Annotated in this window: 14 protein-coding genes and 1 pseudogene; 2 read left to right on the plus strand and 13 right to left on the minus strand. The window is 45.7% G+C overall.

What is annotated here, in order from left to right; genetic code table 11:
- Window positions 1-7 precede the first annotated feature (7 nt).
- Window positions 8-580 (plus strand): uracil-DNA glycosylase family protein, encoded by a 573-nt coding sequence (locus tag MHO32_RS23915; RefSeq protein ID WP_009697536.1) that lies wholly within the window; start codon window positions 8-10, stop codon window positions 578-580.
- Between the two features lie 220 nt (window positions 581-800).
- Here MHO32_RS23915 and hemE read toward each other — a convergent pair whose 3' ends face one another.
- The 4 genes from hemE to nudC form a co-directional block, all read right to left on the minus strand.
- Window positions 801-1,868, minus strand: a complete 1,068-nt coding sequence (gene hemE / locus MHO32_RS23920; protein WP_005433634.1) for a uroporphyrinogen decarboxylase — start codon at window positions 1,866-1,868, stop codon at window positions 801-803.
- A gap of 304 nt (window positions 1,869-2,172) precedes the next feature.
- Window positions 2,173-2,913 (minus strand): hypothetical protein, encoded by a 741-nt coding sequence (locus MHO32_RS23925; RefSeq protein WP_005451134.1) that lies wholly within the window; start codon window positions 2,911-2,913, stop codon window positions 2,173-2,175.
- Between the two features lie 4 nt (window positions 2,914-2,917).
- On the minus strand, window positions 2,918-3,409 hold the full coding sequence (locus MHO32_RS23930) for a hypothetical protein (protein ID WP_005451133.1): 492 nt from the start codon (window positions 3,407-3,409) through the stop codon (window positions 2,918-2,920).
- A 121-nt stretch (window positions 3,410-3,530) separates the two neighbouring features.
- Window positions 3,531-4,313: an NAD(+) diphosphatase gene (gene nudC / locus MHO32_RS23935; RefSeq protein ID WP_005451132.1), complete on the minus strand. Its 783-nt coding sequence runs from the start codon at window positions 4,311-4,313 to the stop codon at window positions 3,531-3,533.
- Window positions 4,314-4,491: 178 nt separating this feature from the next.
- On the opposite strand from nudC, the gene MHO32_RS23940 reads away from it, so the two are divergent.
- Window positions 4,492-4,983, plus strand: a complete 492-nt coding sequence (locus tag MHO32_RS23940) for an Rsd/AlgQ family anti-sigma factor (protein ID WP_005434886.1) — start codon at window positions 4,492-4,494, stop codon at window positions 4,981-4,983.
- A 328-nt stretch (window positions 4,984-5,311) separates the two neighbouring features.
- Here the strand turns inward: MHO32_RS23940 and rpoC are convergent, their stop codons facing one another.
- The 9 genes and pseudogenes from rpoC to MHO32_RS23985 all read right to left on the minus strand — a co-directional run.
- Window positions 5,312-9,514 (minus strand): DNA-directed RNA polymerase subunit beta', encoded by a 4,203-nt coding sequence (gene rpoC / locus MHO32_RS23945; protein WP_005451130.1) that lies wholly within the window; start codon window positions 9,512-9,514, stop codon window positions 5,312-5,314.
- 105 nt (window positions 9,515-9,619) lie between these two features.
- Window positions 9,620-13,648, minus strand: coding sequence for a DNA-directed RNA polymerase subunit beta (rpoB, locus tag MHO32_RS23950; RefSeq protein ID WP_005451129.1), 4,029 nt, complete (start codon window positions 13,646-13,648; stop codon window positions 9,620-9,622).
- A gap of 250 nt (window positions 13,649-13,898) precedes the next feature.
- Complete coding sequence (rplL, locus tag MHO32_RS23955; RefSeq protein WP_005451128.1) at window positions 13,899-14,267, minus strand: 50S ribosomal protein L7/L12; 369 nt, start codon at window positions 14,265-14,267, stop codon at window positions 13,899-13,901.
- A gap of 57 nt (window positions 14,268-14,324) precedes the next feature.
- Complete coding sequence (gene rplJ, locus MHO32_RS23960) at window positions 14,325-14,819, minus strand: 50S ribosomal protein L10 (protein WP_005451126.1); 495 nt, start codon at window positions 14,817-14,819, stop codon at window positions 14,325-14,327.
- 293 nt (window positions 14,820-15,112) lie between these two features.
- Window positions 15,113-15,814 (minus strand): 50S ribosomal protein L1, encoded by a 702-nt coding sequence (gene rplA / locus MHO32_RS23965; protein ID WP_005384683.1) that lies wholly within the window; start codon window positions 15,812-15,814, stop codon window positions 15,113-15,115.
- 4 nt (window positions 15,815-15,818) lie between these two features.
- Complete coding sequence (gene rplK, locus MHO32_RS23970) at window positions 15,819-16,247, minus strand: 50S ribosomal protein L11 (RefSeq protein ID WP_005451125.1); 429 nt, start codon at window positions 16,245-16,247, stop codon at window positions 15,819-15,821.
- 143 nt (window positions 16,248-16,390) lie between these two features.
- Window positions 16,391-16,939, minus strand: coding sequence for a transcription termination/antitermination protein NusG (gene nusG, locus MHO32_RS23975; protein ID WP_005451123.1), 549 nt, complete (start codon window positions 16,937-16,939; stop codon window positions 16,391-16,393).
- Between the two features lie 13 nt (window positions 16,940-16,952).
- Window positions 16,953-17,333 (minus strand): preprotein translocase subunit SecE, encoded by a 381-nt coding sequence (gene secE / locus MHO32_RS23980; RefSeq protein ID WP_005451121.1) that lies wholly within the window; start codon window positions 17,331-17,333, stop codon window positions 16,953-16,955.
- 267 nt (window positions 17,334-17,600) lie between these two features.
- Window positions 17,601-17,823: pseudogene (locus tag MHO32_RS23985) on the minus strand (elongation factor Tu); the annotation flags it as partial.

The following is a 17,823-nucleotide window of genomic DNA, read 5'->3' on the forward strand; positions in this document are numbered from 1 at the left end:
CCATCTTATGTCTTTAGAAACATTGCTAAAGCAAGTACGTGCCTGCCAGATCTGTGCAGACGATTTACCTTTGGGTGCAAACCCTATCGTACAAGCCGCAAAAGACGCACGCATTCTAATCATCGGACAAGCGCCGGGAACGCGCGTACACAAAACCTCGATACCTTGGAACGATCCAAGCGGCGATCGGTTACGCCAATGGCTCGATATCGACAAAGACATTTTCTACGACCCAAACAAAATTGCCATTGTCCCAATGGGCTTCTGTTATCCAGGTAAAGGAAACTCAGGTGATCTACCACCTCGTAAAGAATGTGCGCCAGCTTGGCATAAACAGATTCTTGAGCAGTTGCCCAATATAGAGCTGACGCTACTGATTGGTCAGTACTCACAGCAGTACTATCTCACCAACAAACCAAAGACGCTCACGCAAACTGTTCAGCAATGGCAGGATTGGGAACCTGACTTTATTCCACTTCCCCACCCTTCTCCACGCAACACATTGTGGTTAAAGAAGAACCCTTGGTTTGAATCTGACGTCGTGCCATATCTTAAAAAACGCGTTCATTCGATGCTTTAGGTTACCCATGATCTAATTGCTTGTTTATCTGTACAAGAAAACTAGAACATAAAACTCGCAATCATAAACCTTTGTTTATATTAAACTTTAATGTCTAACGTGCAGCTAGAATAGTAATTAGATCATGGCAGACCAAATACTATCAGAGCTGTACTATCTTGAATTTCAGGTAAAAAAATACCGGCACTGATTGCCGGTATTTAATTTCAAAAAGTCGAAGTTACTTGTGGTATGGCTTAGATAGCTCGTGTACCGCTTCCACAAACACACCTGCGTTTTCTGGCGGCACATCCAAGTGGATACCGTGACCTAGGTTGAACACGTGACCAGTACCTGCATCGCCAAAGCCTTCTAGAATACCCGCGACTTCTTCACGGATACGCTCTGGTGAAGCGTAAAGCATTGATGGGTCCATGTTACCTTGTAGAGCCACTTTATCACCGATACGCGCTTTCGCGTCTGCGATGTTGATTGTCCAGTCTAGACCTACCGCATCGCAGCCCGTTGCTGCGATTTGCTCAAGCCACATACCACCGTTCTTAGTGAACAGCGTTACTGGTACACGGCGACCGTCGTTTTCACGAATCAGACCATCTACAATCTTGTGCATGTATTGCAGAGAGAACAGGTTGTAGTCACGAGGTGTCAGTACACCACCCCATGTATCAAATACCATCACCGATTGTGCACCCGCTTTAATTTGCGCGTTTAGGTACTCGATAACGCTGTCTGCTAGCTTATCTAGAAGTAGATGCAGAGTTTGTGGTTCTGCGTACATCATCTTCTTGATCTTGGTGAACGCTTTCGAGCTGCCGCCTTCAACCATGTAAGTCGCCAGTGTCCATGGGCTACCAGAGAAACCAATCAGTGGAACGTCACCATTCAAGTCTTTGCGGATTTGACGCACTGCGTTCATTACGTATTGCAGTTCGCCTTCTGGATCCGGCAGACCGATCTTTTCAACGTCTGCTTTGCAAGTGATTGGTTTATCGAAAACCGGACCTTCACCAGCAGCAAAACGAAGTTCTAAGCCCATTGCATCTGGGATAGTTAGGATGTCAGAGAACAAGATCGCTGCATCAAGAGGAAAACGGCGTAGTGGTTGAAGCGTTACTTCTGACGCCAACTCCGCGTTTTTACACAAAGACATGAAATCGCCCGCTTGCGCACGAGTTGCTTTGTATTCTGGTAGGTAACGACCTGCCTGACGCATCATCCATACTGGCGTGTAATCTACTGGCTCTTTTAAAAGGGCACGCAGATAACGATCATTTTTTAATTCAGTCATTCCGTAATTCCAATTGTTAGGCTTTCTTTGAAAGGGGGTATTCTATCACTGATTTAAGGCTAATAGCTGTGTGCTTTGCAACCTGGATCAAGTTATTAACTTTTAAATCAGTGCTTAATTTGCACCCAATCGGTATCAGTGTTAAAAATTTGTTCGCTAGCGAAAACTACAATTATAAACTGAGTACCCGGTACTCAGCATCTCATAACGACATCTTACTTACCCCCTCCCTCTCGGAGGGTTTTTTTTATCTATTTTTCAATAAATTAAAAAAGCCACCTTACGGTGGCTTCATATTTCATAATCATGATTGGCAAACTTTTTTCATGACCCCTTTTACATATCCTTTGGATAGGTAAGTCGGACACAAGGTCTCCCGCACCGATTGCGAGTCAATAATGTAATTCTCAAAGTTTGTTAGTGCCGTGTTAGCACACCCATTTGTTGCGACTTCTTTTGCCAATGCAAACTGAGAATTACTCGGTCGATCAAGCGTATACAACAGCGCATTCGAGACCTTTTCATCTGCACAGTATTCCGGAGACTGCTTGACTGCCGCGGCATAGAATGGAATCGCGAGAGATTTAGAGACATTTTGGAACACCTTAGTCCCTTCTTCAAAACTTACGTTACCCGCAGGAGAGAGTTCGGCGAGCAGTTGTCCGTAGCTCTCTACACACCCTTCCATCGAATACTTGATACAAGATTGCGCTGCCGGAACTAAGGCTTTTGCAAAGCTTTGAGTAAAATCACTGGATTGAGACAGAAACGCATACTCAGTGAGTAGCTGCTGCCCTAAACCAATAGCGCTATCAGCGGCTCCGGAAGAAACGTAACTATTGAAAGCTCCTGTTGCAGCATCTGCCACCAGTCCTTGCCAAGCATCATCTCGCTTTGATGGACGAATATCATTGGCATGATAGAGCAGCTCATTCCAGCTTTGTGCTTTATGAAGAGCGGTTAAATCTTCCATAGAGTAACGCTCTTCAGCGACCGCAGAAAAGCTTGAAGCCATGGCAACTAAGGGGAAGAGTATTTTTTTCATTACCTTAGTTCCACGCTTGCTTGAGATATTTCAGCGTTGAAGAGTCGTAAGCCGCGTTCGGGTTCAAAGCGACTTTAAGCACACTGCCACCATCATCAAGAGAGAAACCTGCTTTACGCGCCTTCACAGAGTCTTGACCAACAAATTGGATTTGTTGAACTTTTTGGAACTCTTCTTTATAAAGTGCGGCATGTTCAGTCGTCGTGCATAGCTTAACCATATCATCGTAGATATAGTTGATTAAGCCACCCAGCCAACCTGTGGTTTTTACTTTGTCTAAACGAGCTTCAGCAAAGTCGTAGTCATCCCACGCAGCCCAGTCAAAGTTTGTTTCAAGAACTTCATTGCCACAAGCGGTTTGCACTTTTGCGACGTTTTCCGTCATTGTATTTTCGGTCAACATACGCTTCGCTTTCACTTCAATACTTGCCTGTGCCGAAACACTTACCAAAGAAAAAGACGCAATACCTAGCCATAACGCTGATCTGTATTTCATTAGACATACTCCTTTATTAATCATTGTGTCATTACAGAATGCTGTGCTAGGTCAGTCTAACAACCCCCTTTGTCTCAAAAGTGATTCTACATTTTCCTTTAATCGCTTTACGAGTCGGCTCTCAAGCCTGCTGAATATCACTAATTGTTTGCTCAATTAATGCTCTTGCGATTGTCCCTTTTGGGGCTACTGGCGGCATATCATCAACGCCAAACCATTGAGCATCAGACAGCTCGGTGTAATCAGGATTCAATTCACCAGACTCGTAATCCGCAAGAAATGCCATCATCATACTGGATGGAAAGGCCCATGGTTGGCTGCCAAAATAGCGAATATTTTTAACGTGTACGCCGGTTTCTTCGTGCACCTCGCGTGTCACACACTCCTCCAAGGTTTCACCCACCTCTAAAAAGCCCGCTATTACGGTATACATGCCATTTCGATGGCGAGGGTGCTGAGCTAGCAAGATTTGGTTGTCTTTACGCACAGCGACAATGATGCATGGGAAAATACGCGGATAATGCAAAGTACGGCACTCACCACACTGCATTGCCAATTGATTGTTATTGAGGAAATTGCGACCACCGCATTGCGGACAAAAACGCAGGCTTTGTGTCATATGACCATACTGAATGGCTTTACTGATCAAAAGAAAAAGGGAGTCTGAGAAATGGAGACAATCACGCAAAGATACAAGCTCTAAATCGTGGTCTAAATCCGACAGGTTTACCCACATCACCGGGGCATCTTGATATTCACCTATCTGCCTTGCACTCGCTTCTGGCAGTGAGAACTGCTCTGCATTGCCAAATGGGATAGCACCATCCACCAGCCAAACATCGCTTCCTGAGACAACACACCAATAGGCGTTTTTCGTACGGTTAACTTCACCTTTTCTTAACATTACAGCGTCCCTTTGCTTGAAGTTCATTCATTTTACTGGCAATCTAATTTCATACCAGAGTTTGTCGTTCGCTAAATTTGCAACTATAAATTCTAGTAAGGACAAGAGTTTGTAATCACTTTACTAACTTTGCTTTGCAAAGGATACGTTCGCCAATGGGCGATCAGATCATGAGGGCATGGTCATGCTAAAAAAATTCAAACAAACACAAGACCAATGGGGCGGTTCCAGTGACGTTATTGACCATTGGCTGGAAACGAGACAATCTCTGATTGTCGAATATTGTAAGCTTGCAGCACTGCAACCTTGTTCGAAATCCAATGTCATTGAACTCCCTTCCCCTGACGAACTTCAGCACTTCTGCCAACACCTTGTGGATTATATCTCTGAAGGTCATTTTAAAATCTACGATATGGTGATGGATAAGTGGAAAGCCACTGGCTTTGTTGCTACTGATGAAATTAACCAAACTTACGCGAAGATCGTCCTCACTACTGAGCCGTTGTTGAACTTTACCGACAAATATTCTGATGTTTCAGCCGAAGATGAACTGGCTGATTTTGACGAAGATATGTCTTTGATTGGGGAAATCATTGAGACACGCTTCGCGGTAGAAGACCACTTGATTCAGTTGATTGCCGACAGTTTAGCGATGCCGCCTGGCGCATAGCGAGAAGCGAGAAGCGAGAAGCGAGAAGCGAGAAGCGAGAAGCGAGAAGCGAGAAGCGAGAAGCGAGAAGCGAGAAGCGAGAAGCGAGAAGCGAGAAGGCGTGTATTCGTCAACCCTTTTTGTTTTTCGGGATTCGCTTCTATTTTATCTTTCTAGGGATAAATCCAGTCAACACCCTCTTCGTCAATCACTTTCACGGTTCTCCAAAGGCACACCTCTCGATTCCGCAAACGAAGCATACTTACATGTCGAAGCGTAGCGTTCTAACCTTTGCTCCCAAAAATAAAAAAGGCACCCGAGGGTGCCTTTTCTTTTAAGCTCTTAACGACTACTCGTCAGAAGAGAAGCCTGCGTTTAGAAGTGCAGCTAGGTTATCTGTTGCTTGTTCAGCAGATGGACCTTCTTGCGCTTCAGCACGTTTAGCTTGACGATCTTGGTGGTATGCGAAACCAGTACCAGCTGGGATCAGACGACCAACAATTACGTTCTCTTTCAGACCACGTAGGTCATCACGCTTACCAGAAACCGCAGCTTCTGTTAGTACGCGAGTTGTCTCCTGGAACGATGCCGCAGAGATGAATGACTCAGTCGCTAGAGATGCCTTAGTGATACCTAGTAGCTCACGCTCGAAACGTGCTGGCTCTTTGCCTTCAGCTTCTAGGTTACGGTTAGAAATCTTAACTTGTGAGTATTCAACTTGCTCGCCAGGTAGGAACTCAGAGTCACCAGCGTGAGTAATTGTACACTTACGTAGCATTTGACGAACGATAGTCTCGATGTGCTTATCGTTAATCTTAACGCCTTGTAGACGGTAAACTTCTTGTACTTCGTTAGCGATGTACTGAGTTACAGCGTGTACGCCACGTAGACGTAGAATGTCATGTGGAGACTCTGGACCATCTGCGATCACGTCACCACGTTCAACACGCTCACCTTCAAATACGTTCAACTGACGATGCTTAGGAATCATCTCTTCGTAAGTATCACCGCTGTCGCGAGTGATAACTAGACGACGCTTACCTTTCGTTTCTTTACCGAAGCTCACAGTACCTGTGTGCTCAGCAAGGATCGCAGGCTCTTTAGGCTTACGAGCTTCGAATAGGTCAGCTACGCGTGGTAGACCACCGGTGATATCTTTGTTACCGCCAGATTTCTGAGGGATACGAGATAGTGTGTCACCAATGCCAACTTCAGCGCCATCTTCGATGTTTACAATCGCTTTACCAGGTAGGAAGTAGTGAGCTGGCATTTCTGTACCAGGGATCATTACGTCGTTACCTTGCTCATCAACAAGTTTGATAGCTGGACGCATATCTTTACCTGCTGCTGGGCGAGCTGCTGGATCAGTTACTTCGCTTGAAGATAGACCTGTTAGGTCATCTGTTTGACGAGAAACTGTAACACCGTCGATCATGTCTACGAACTGGATGCGACCTGCCACTTCAGTGATGATTGGCATGGTGTGCGCTTCCCAGTTAGCAACAACTTCACCAGCTGTTACTGCGTCGTTGTCGCCTTTGCTTAGCATCGAACCGTAAGGAAGTTTGTGCTTCTCTTTAGTACGACCGAATTCATCAATGATAGTTAGCTCAGATGCACGAGACGTGATTACCAGCTTCTTATCTTTGTTGATTACGAACTTAGCGTTGTGCAGTTTAACTGTACCAGTTGTCTTCGCTTGGATGCTGTTCTCTGCTGCTGCAGTAGATGCCGCACCACCGATGTGGAACGTACGCATCGTAAGCTGTGTACCCGGTTCACCGATAGACTGAGCAGCGATTACACCAACTGCTTCACCTTGGTTCACTAGGTGACCACGTGCTAGGTCACGACCGTAACACTGTGCACAACAACCGAAGTCAGAATCACAAGTAACTACAGAGCGCACTTTCATGCTGTCTACTGAGTTCTCTTCCATGATCTGACACCACTTCTCATCAATTAGAGTGTTACGTGGGATCAGAACATCTTCTGTACCTGGCTTAAGAACGTCTTCAGCTACTACACGACCTAGCGCTAGCTCAGTTAGTGCAACTTTAACATCACCACCCTCGATGTGAGGCATCATGTCAACACCCTCGTGAGTGCCACAGTCATGTTCAGTTACAACAACGTCTTGAGCAACGTCTACTAGACGACGAGTTAGGTAACCCGAGTTCGCTGTTTTCAGTGCCGTATCCGCAAGACCCTTACGAGCACCGTGCGTTGAGATAAAGTACTGAAGTACGTTTAGACCTTCTTTAAAGTTCGCTGTGATCGGCGTTTCGATGATTGAACCATCTGGACGCGCCATCAGACCACGCATACCCGCTAGCTGACGAATCTGAGCTGCAGAACCACGAGCACCCGAGTCAGCCATCATGTAGATGCTGTTAAACGATTCTTGTTGCTCTTCTTCACCGTCACGGTTAACTACCGTTTCAGATGAAAGGTTTGCCATCATCGCTTTCGCTACGCGATCGTTGGTCGATGCCCAGATATCGATAACTTTGTTGTATCGTTCGCCCGCAGTAACAAGACCAGATTGGTATTGTTCCTGGATTTCACGTACTTCTTCTTCCGCTTCTGCGATTTCAGTGTACTTAGCTGGCGGTACAACCATATCGTCGATACCAACAGATACACCAGATAGTGCCGCGTATGCGAAACCTGTGTACATGATTTGGTCAGCGAAGATTACAGTGTCTTTCAGACCTAGTTTACGGTACGCCTCGTTTAGTAGGTTAGAGATTTGCTTCTTACCTAGCTTTTGGTTAACGATGCTGTACGGTAGACCAGCTGGCACGATTTGCCATAGCATTGCACGACCGATAGTTGTATCAACCATCTTAGTCTCTGTTGTGCTGTTGCCGTCTTCGTCTACAACTGTTTCTGTAATACGTACTTTAACGCGTGCGTGAAGTTCAGCTTGCTTAGTGCGGTATGCTTTCTCAGCCTCTGCTGGGCCAGAAAGGTACATGCCTTCACCTTTCACGTTGATCTTGTCACGAGTCATGTAGTACAGACCCAATACAACGTCCTGAGAAGGTACGATGATCGGATCACCTGACGCTGGCGACAGAATGTTGTTTGTCGACATCATCAGAGTACGAGCTTCAAGCTGTGCCTCTAGAGTTAGAGGTACGTGAACCGCCATTTGGTCACCATCGAAGTCCGCGTTGTACGCCGCACACACTAGTGGGTGTAGCTGGATCGCTTTACCTTCGATTAGTACTGGTTCGAACGCCTGGATACCTAGACGGTGAAGTGTAGGTGCACGGTTCAATAGTACTGGGTGCTCACGGATTACTTCGTCTAGGATATCCCAAACTACCGCTTCTTCACGCTCTACCATTTTCTTAGCAGCTTTGATTGTAGTCGCAAGACCACGAGTCTCTAGCTTGCTGTAGATGAATGGTTTGAATAGCTCAAGTGCCATCTTCTTAGGAAGACCACACTGGTGTAGACGAAGGTATGGACCTACTGTGATTACAGAACGACCAGAGTAGTCTACACGTTTACCTAGAAGGTTCTGACGGAAACGACCTTGCTTACCCTTGATCATATCAGCAAGAGATTTTAGAGGACGCTTGTTAGAACCAGTGATCGCACGACCACGACGACCGTTGTCTAGTAGCGCATCAACAGACTCTTGCAGCATACGTTTTTCGTTACGTACGATGATGTCCGGAGCTGCTAGCTCTAGAAGACGCTTCAAACGGTTGTTACGGTTGATCACACGACGGTATAGGTCGTTTAGATCAGAAGTCGCAAAACGACCGCCATCTAGTGGTACTAGAGGACGCAGATCTGGCGGAAGTACTGGAAGTACAGTTAGGATCATCCACTCTGGGTTGTTACCAGATGCGATGAACGCTTCTACCAGCTTCAGACGCTTAGTTACTTTCTTACGCTTAGTTTCAGAGTTAGTAGTTTCTAGCTCTTCGCGCATTTGTTCTGCTTCAGCGTGCATGTCCATAGAACCTAGTAGGTCCTTGATAGCTTCTGCACCCATCTTAGCAGTGAACTCGTCGCCCCACTCTTCTAGACGGTCTAGATACTCTTCTTCCGTAAGCATCTGACCTTTTTCTAGATCAGTCATACCCGGCTCAGTTACTACGTACATTTCGAAGTAAAGAACACGTTCGATATCACGTAGAGGGATATCCATTAGTAGACCGATACGAGACGGTAGCGATTTTAGGAACCAGATGTGAGCTACTGGTGAAGCAAGCTCGATGTGGCCCATACGGTCACGACGAACTTTAGTTTGTGTAACTTCTACACCACACTTCTCACAGATAACACCACGGTGCTTCAAGCGCTTGTACTTACCACAAAGACACTCGTAGTCTTTAACTGGACCAAAGATACGCGCACAGAACAGACCATCGCGTTCAGGTTTGAACGTACGATAGTTGATCGTTTCAGGTTTTTTAACTTCACCGAAAGACCATGAACGGATCATGTCTGGTGAAGATAGACCGATTTTGATTGCATCAAATTCTTCGGTCTTATGCTGTGCTTTTAGAAAGTTTAATAAGTCTTTCACAATCAGCTCCTGTAAGGAGTTAAAAGGAGCTCACTCGCTAAAGTGAGCACCTTCTACCAAATAATCGCTTTAGATTCTCTCAACCTTAGTCAAGAGAGAAAGAGATTACTCTTCGTCTTCTAGCTCGATGTTGATACCTAGCGAGCGAATCTCTTTCAACAGTACGTTGAACGATTCTGGCATACCAGGTTCCATGCTGTGGTTACCGTCTACGATGTTTTTGTACATCTTAGTACGGCCGTTAACGTCATCCGACTTAACCGTTAGCATTTCTTGTAGAGTGTAAGCCGCACCGTATGCTTCTAGTGCCCATACTTCCATCTCACCGAAACGCTGACCACCGAACTGAGCTTTACCACCAAGTGGCTGCTGAGTTACTAGGCTGTACGAACCAGTTGAACGAGCGTGCATCTTGTCATCAACAAGGTGGTTCAGTTTCAGCATGTACATGTAACCTACTGTTACAGGGCGCTCAAACTGGTCACCTGTGCGACCATCAAACAGTTTTAGCTGACCAGATTCTGGTAGGTCTGCTAGTTTCAGTAGCGCTTTAATAGACGCTTCTGGTGCACCGTCAAATACTGGAGTCGCGATTGGTAGACCGCCACGTAGGTTCTTGATTAGAGTACGAACTTCGTCATCAGATAGAGAAGCAATATCTACTTTCTGGCGAGTCTCGCCTAGATCGTAAACTTTTTGTAGGAACTCGCGGAATTTCGCTAGTTCTTGCTGCTCTTTAACCATCTGGTTGATCTTGTCACCAATACCTTTCGCTGCCAGACCTAAGTGTACTTCTAGGATCTGACCGATGTTCATACGCGAAGGTACACCCAGTGGGTTAAGTACGATGTCTACAGGCTGACCTTTCTCATCGTATGGCATGTCTTCAACAGGGTTAATCTTAGAGATTACACCCTTGTTACCGTGACGACCCGCCATCTTATCACCAGGCTGAATGCGACGTTTAACCGCTAGGTAAACCTTAACGATCTTCAGTACGCCAGGTGCTAGATCATCACCTTGAGTGATCTTGCGACGCTTAGTTTCGAATTTCTTATCGAAGTCAGCTTTTAGCTCGTCCCACTGCTCTGCTAGTTGTTCTAGCTGAGTTTGTAGAGCGTCATCTTCTAGCGTTAGTTCTAGCCACTTCTTACGATCAGTTGTGTCTAGTTTCGCTTCAGAGTAACCACCTTCAATCAGTACAGCTTTAACACGGTTTAGAAGGCCACCCTCAAGAATCTGGAATTCTTCAGTTAGGTCTTTCTTCGCTTCTTTAAGCTGCATTTGTTCGATTTCAAGCGCACGCTTGTCTTTCTCTACGCCATCGCGAGTGAAGACTTGAACGTCGATGATCGTACCTGATACAGAGTTAGGTACACGTAGTGAAGTATCTTTAACGTCAGATGCTTTTTCACCGAAGATTGCACGTAGTAGCTTCTCTTCAGGCGTTAGCTGAGTTTCACCTTTAGGTGTTACTTTACCAACTAGGATGTCGCCACCCTTAACTTCTGCACCGATGTAAACGATACCTGACTCGTCTAGTTTAGACAGAGCAGACTCACCTACGTTTGGAATATCAGCTGTGATCTCTTCAGAACCAAGCTTAGTATCACGCGCCACACAAGTAAGTTCTTGGATGTGGATAGTCGTGAAACGGTCTTCTTGAACTACGCGCTCAGATACTAAGATCGAGTCTTCGAAGTTGTAACCATTCCAAGGCATGAACGCGATACGCATGTTTTGACCAAGCGCTAGTTCACCAAGGTCTGTTGAAGGACCATCAGCAAGAACGTCACCGCGTGATACAGGTTCACCTGGCATCACACATGGGCGCTGGTTAATACATGTGTTCTGGTTAGAACGTGTGTATTTAGTCAGGTTGTAGATGTCGATACCAGCTTCACCTGGTACTAGCTCTTCTTCGTTCACTTTAACAACGATACGAGAAGCATCTACAGACTGGATTACACCACCACGTTTAGCAACTGCAGTTACACCTGAGTCAACTGCTACGTTACGTTCAATACCAGTACCAACAAGCGGTTTGTCAGCTTTCAGTGTTGGAACTGCCTGACGTTGCATGTTCGCACCCATCAATGCACGGTTCGCATCATCGTGTTCTAGGAACGGGATAAGCGATGCAGCGATAGATACAACCTGGTTTGTCGCAACGTCCATGTACTGAGCGTGCTCACGAGGGTGTAGACCAGATTCACCTTTTTGACGAGCTGTGATCAGCTCATCTGCAAAACCGCCTTCTTCAGTTAACGCAGCATTAGCCTGTGCGATAACGAATTGACCTTCTTCGATTGCAGATAGGTAATCTACTTCGTCTGTTACAATGCCATCTACAACGCGACGGTATGGTGTCTCTAGGAAACCGTACTCGTTACAACGCGCAAACGCAGATAGAGAGTTGATCAGACCGATGTTTGGACCTTCCGGCGTTTCGATAGGACATAGACGACCGTAGTGAGTTACGTGTACGTCACGTACTTCGAAGCCAGCACGTTCACGAGTTAGACCGCCAGGACCCAATGCAGAAATACGACGCTTATGCGTTACTTCTGATAGCGGGTTGTTTTGGTCCATGAACTGTGAAAGCTGTGAAGAGCCAAAGAATTCTTTAACAGCTGCAGAGATTGGTTTCGCGTTGATCAAGTCTTGAGGCATGATTGCGTCAAGATCGCCTAGGCTTAGACGCTCTTTAACTGCACGCTCAACACGTACTAGACCTACACGGAACTGGTTCTCAGCCATTTCGCCTACAGAGCGGATACGACGGTTACCTAGGTGGTCGATATCGTCCACTTCGCCTTTACCGTTACGAATCGCGATAAGCTTCTTCATCACTTCAACGATATCTAGCTCGTCAAGTGTGCCTTGCTCTTGAGCATCTTCACGACCGATAGAGCTGTTGAACTTCATACGACCAACAGTCGATAGATCGTAACGCTCTTCAGAGAAGAATAGGCTTTCGAATAGTGCTTCTGCAGCTTCTTTTGTTGGTGGCTCACCAGGGCGCATCATGCGGTAGATTTCTACCAAAGCAGAAATACGATCAACAGTGCTGTCGATGCGTAGCGTTTCTGACATGAATGGACCATGGTCTAGATCGTTGGTGAACAACGTTTCTAGTGATTTGTGGCCAGCCTGAGATAGGTTCGCTAGAGCTTCCAGGCTGATTTCCTGGTTAGCGTTAACAATGATCTCGCCTGTTGCTTCGTTGACGTAATCTTTCGATGCAACTTTACCAACGATGTACTCAACTGGTACTTCGATGTGATCAACGCCATCTTTCTCTAGTTGGCGGATATGACGAGCTGTTACACGACGACCTTGCTCAACGTAAGTTTTACCGTTCGCTTCGATGTCGAATGACGCAGTTTCACCACGTAGACGATCAGGAACCAACTCCATTAGTAGAGTTTGGTCTTTCACTTCGAAGTTCACTTTTTCGAAGAAGATATCTAGGATTTCTTCTGACGTTTTACCAAGTGCACGAAGGATGATCGAAGCTGGTAGCTTACGACGGCGGTCAATACGTACGTATAAGTTATCCTTAGGGTCGAACTCAAAGTCTAACCATGAGCCACGGTAAGGAATAACACGTGCGTTGTATAGAACTTTACCTGAAGAGTGGGTCTTACCCTTATCGCTGTCGAAGAACACGCCTGGGCTTCGGTGCAGCTGGGATACGATAACCCTCTCGGTACCGTTAATTACGAAGGTACCATTGTCTGTCATAAGCGGAATTTCGCCCATGTAGACTTCTTGTTCTTTAATGTCTTTTACAGTACCTGCTGGCGCGTCTTTATCAAAGATTACTAGACGTAGTTTTACGCGTAGTGGCTTTGAGTAAGTTACACCGCGGATTTGACATTCTTTAACGTCAAAAACTGGCTCACCAAGACGGTAGCTAACGTATTGCAGCTCAGAATTGCCGTTGTAGCTCTGAATTGGGAATACAGAACGGAAAGCAGCTTCAAGACCGTATTGACCTTCAGGATCCTGTTCGATGAATTTGTCGAACGAATCGAGCTGGATCGATAGCAGGTATGGAATGTCCAAAACTTGTGGACGAGTACCAAAGTCCTTACGGATGCGCTTTTTCTCGGTATAAGAGTAAACCATGGGGTTCCTCAGCTCGCTGATAAGTGACCCAAACTGTCCGCCCGCTCCTAGTTACTTAAGGGGGGTAAGGGACAGTGACTAAATAGCTGTTTACTGTAGTGACATTTCATTGCGTAGGAATGAAATGTTTTTTGCTTGGGAACAGGCGCTTAAACAGCGGGAAAATTCGCCTATACCCTACAGCGCAAAAAGGCCGGTGGTTAAAAAACCACCAGCCAATTAGCCGTTAGGCTAAGAAACTATGCAATAATTACTTAACAGCAACAGTTGCACCAGCTTCTTCTAGCTGAGCTTTAAGTGCGTCAGCTTCTGCTTTGTCAACACCTTCTTTAAGAGGTGCTGGAGCGCCGTCTACAAGAGCTTTAGCTTCTTTAAGACCTAGGCCAGTTGCGCCACGTACTGCTTTGATTACAGCAACTTTGTTGCCGCCAGCAGATTCTAGGATTACGTCAAATTCAGTTTGCTCAGCTGCAGCTTCGCCGCCTGCTGCGCCACCTGCAACTACTGCAGCAGCAGCAGTTACACCGAATTTCTCTTCCATAGCTTCGATTAGTTCAACAACTTGCATTACAGACATTTCTGCAACTGCGTCTAGGATTTGCTCGTTAGTAATAGACATAACAATTCTCTTTTAAGTCAACAATAAGTTTATTTTGCAACCAGTAAAAAGCAAGGCTTAAGCCGCTGCTTCTTCTTTTTGATCGCGGATAGCAGCGATAGTACGTACCAGCTTGCCAGCAGAAGCTTCTTTCATGCACATCATTAGGCGTGCGATTGCTTCGTCGTAAGTTGGTAGTGTTGCTAGTACTTCAGCGTCAGTTAAAGCGCCTTCAAATGCAGCAGCTTTGATCTCGAAATCTTTGTTCTCTTTAGCGAAGTCTTTGAAAAGACGCGCTGCAGCACCTGGGTGCTCGTTAGAGAACGCGATTAGAGTAGGACCAGTGAAAGTGTCAGTTAGACACTCGTAGTCTGTACCCTGAACCGCACGACGTGCTAGAGTGTTACGCACGACTTTCATGTAAACACCCGCTTCGCGAGCTTGTTTACGTAGAGAAGTCATCGCGCCAACTTCAACGCCACGAGAATCAGCTACAACTGCAGAAAGTGCACCACTGGCAGCTTCGTTGACTTGAGCAACAATTGCTTTTTTGTCTTGAAGGTTTAAAGCCATCTTGGATTTACTCCTGGTTGTCGTTACACCACTCACTATCATCACGACAGTGAGAGCTATTGAGGTGCATTCCCAGAAGAAAGTTAACTATTTACATAGAGCTTTCTGTCAGTTCGGGCACCATCTACGTAGGATGATTAAGTTTGTTTTGAGAACAAACACCTACGGTCTTGGACGGAGACTGGGTCTTAATTCATTTCGAACTAGGAGACAGTTCAAAGAACCAATGTTCAGCCCCAACCACAAATATTAGGCGCAAAATTATACACAAATTTTGCGCCTAAGCAAATAAATTATGCTTGAGTGTTCAGGCTAGCCTGATCAACAGCAACACCAGCACCCATAGTAGTAGAGATGCTTACTTTCTTCAGGAAAGTACCTTTCGCTGAAGATGGCTTAGCTTTCTTCAGAGCAACTAGAAGAGCTTCTAGGTTCTCTTTGATCTGCTCAGCAGAGAAGTTTGCTTTACCGATAGTAGTGTGGATGATGCCGTTTTTGTCGTTACGGTAACGAACCTGACCAGCTTTAGCGTTCTTAACCGCTTCAGCAACGTTAGGAGTTACAGTACCAACTTTAGGGTTTGGCATTAGACCGCGAGGACCTAGGATAGTACCTAGTTGACCTACAACGCGCATTGCATCTGGAGAAGCAACAACTACGTCGAAGTTCATTTCGCCTTTCTTAACTTGCTCAGCAAGATCTTCCATACCAACGATGTCTGCGCCAGCTTCTTTAGCTGCTTCAGCGTTTGCACCTTGAGTGAACACTGCAACGCGGATTTCGCGGCCAGTACCGTGAGGTAGTACAGTTGCACCACGTACGTTCTGGTCAGATTTACGAGCATCGATGCCTAGGTTAACAGCAACGTCAACAGACTCTACGAATTTAGCAGTAGCTAGTTCTTGAAGAAGAGCAACAGCTTCGTTGATTTCGTACTCTTTAGTTACGTCAACTTTTTCGCGGATTACGCGCATGCGCTTAGTTAGTTTAGCCATCTTATTAACCCTCTACCACTAGGCCCATTGAACGAGCAGTACCAGCGATTGAACGCTTCATTGCTTCGATGTCAGCACCAGTCATATCAGCAGCTTTAGTTTCTGCGATTTCTTGGATTTGAGCGTCAGTTACAGTACCCACTTTTTCAGTGTTTGGACGACCTGAACCAGACTTAACGCCAGCAGCTTTCTTAAGAAGAACAGCAGCAGGTGGAGTCTTAGTTACGAACGTGAAAGAACGGTCGTTGTATACAGTGATAACAACAGGAGTAGGTAGACCTTTCTCTAGAGATTCTGTTTTCGCGTTGAACGCTTTACAGAATTCCATGATGTTAACACCGTGTTGACCTAGTGCAGGACCAACTGGTGGACTTGGGTTCGCCATACCAGCTGCAACTTGTAGCTTGATGTAAGCTTCAACTTTCTTAGCCATGATAATTCCTAAGTTTGGGTACAAACGCTAATCATCGATCAGCTCCCCGTTTAATGAAAAAACTCTTTACTTCACCAGAAGTAAAAAGGCGCGAAATTATAGTCATAATTCGCGCCTTAGACAACCCTTAAAAAGGTGTTTTTTTAATCAAGTTTTTCAACCTGACCAAATTCAAGCTCAACTGGTGTTGCACGACCAAAGATCGACACAGACACTTTCAGGCGGCTCTTCTCGTAATCCACTTCTTCAACAGTACCATTGAAGTCAGCAAATGGACCTTCATTAACACGTACCACTTCGCCCGCTTCGTACATAGTACGTGGACGAGGAGCTTCACTTGCTTTCTCAAGACGATTAAGAATCGCATCAGCTTCTTTGTCTGTGATAGGTGCTGGACGGTCTGAGGTACCACCAATGAAGCCCATGACACGCGGCACACTGCGTACTAGGTGCCATGATTCATCGTTCATAATCATCTGAACAAGGACGTAACCTGGGAAGAACTTACGCTCAGATTTACGACGCTGACCCGCGCGCATTTCCACTACTTCTTCAGTAGGAACCAGTACTTCACCGAATAGCTCTTCCATGCTGTGCATTTTGATATGCTCGCGAAGAGATTGAGCTACACGACCTTCAAATCCAGAGAAGGCTTGAACCACATACCAGCGTTTTTTTGGAGCTTCACTCATGAATTAAAACCCTCTATACCCCAGTCGCTAGAGCTACTAGACGAACCATGATGCCGTCAATACCCCATAGCGCTAGAGCCATTACAATACTTACAGCTAAAACGATCAGTGTTGTTTGCATAGTTTCTTGGCGTGTAGGCCAAACAACTTTACGAACTTCCATACGAGATTCTTTTGCAAAACTGATCGCTGCTTTACCTTTAGTCGTTGTTGCTGCAACGCCAAGAGCAGCTGCAATTAGAACAACAACGCCTGCAGCGCGAACTACTACAGACATTTCACCATACAGGTAATTACCCACAACAGCGGCCGCTGCTAATACGAAAGCGGCAATCCACTTAAACGTATCTGCTGCGTTTGAGCTATCAGGAGTTTCAGCATTATTTGCTTTCATAAACCAACCTGTCACAAGTCTTAATATAGACGACAACAACCCCGCTGTTGCAGGGCAAACTCCATATCGCTGAAAAAATCAGCGTTACTCTCTTAAGATTAAGCCTCTCCGGCCAATCTTGCTCTGCTCTCAACCAAAATCTGAACAAGAAAACAGCTAAAATAATGTTGAGTGCAGAAAAAGGGCATCAAATGATGCCCTTTTTGCTACTGGTTCGTCAAATCTAATTCAAGATTTTCCGAAGACATTCGTTTAATTCTTTAAGAATTAGTCGAAGATCTTAGCAACAACACCAGCACCTACAGTACGGCCACCTTCACGGATAGCGAAACGTAGGCCTTCATCCATAGCGATAGGAGCGATTAGCTCAACTTGCATTTGGATGTTGTCACCTGGCATTACCATTTCTACGCCTTCTGGTAGAGAGATGTCACCAGTTACGTCAGTTGTACGGAAGTAGAACTGTGGACGGTAGCCTTTGAAGAATGGA

Origin of the sequence: Vibrio sp. MMH1-50 (assembly GCF_022347645.1) — a bacterium.
Lineage (GTDB): Bacteria > Pseudomonadota > Gammaproteobacteria > Enterobacterales > Vibrionaceae > Vibrio > Vibrio harveyi.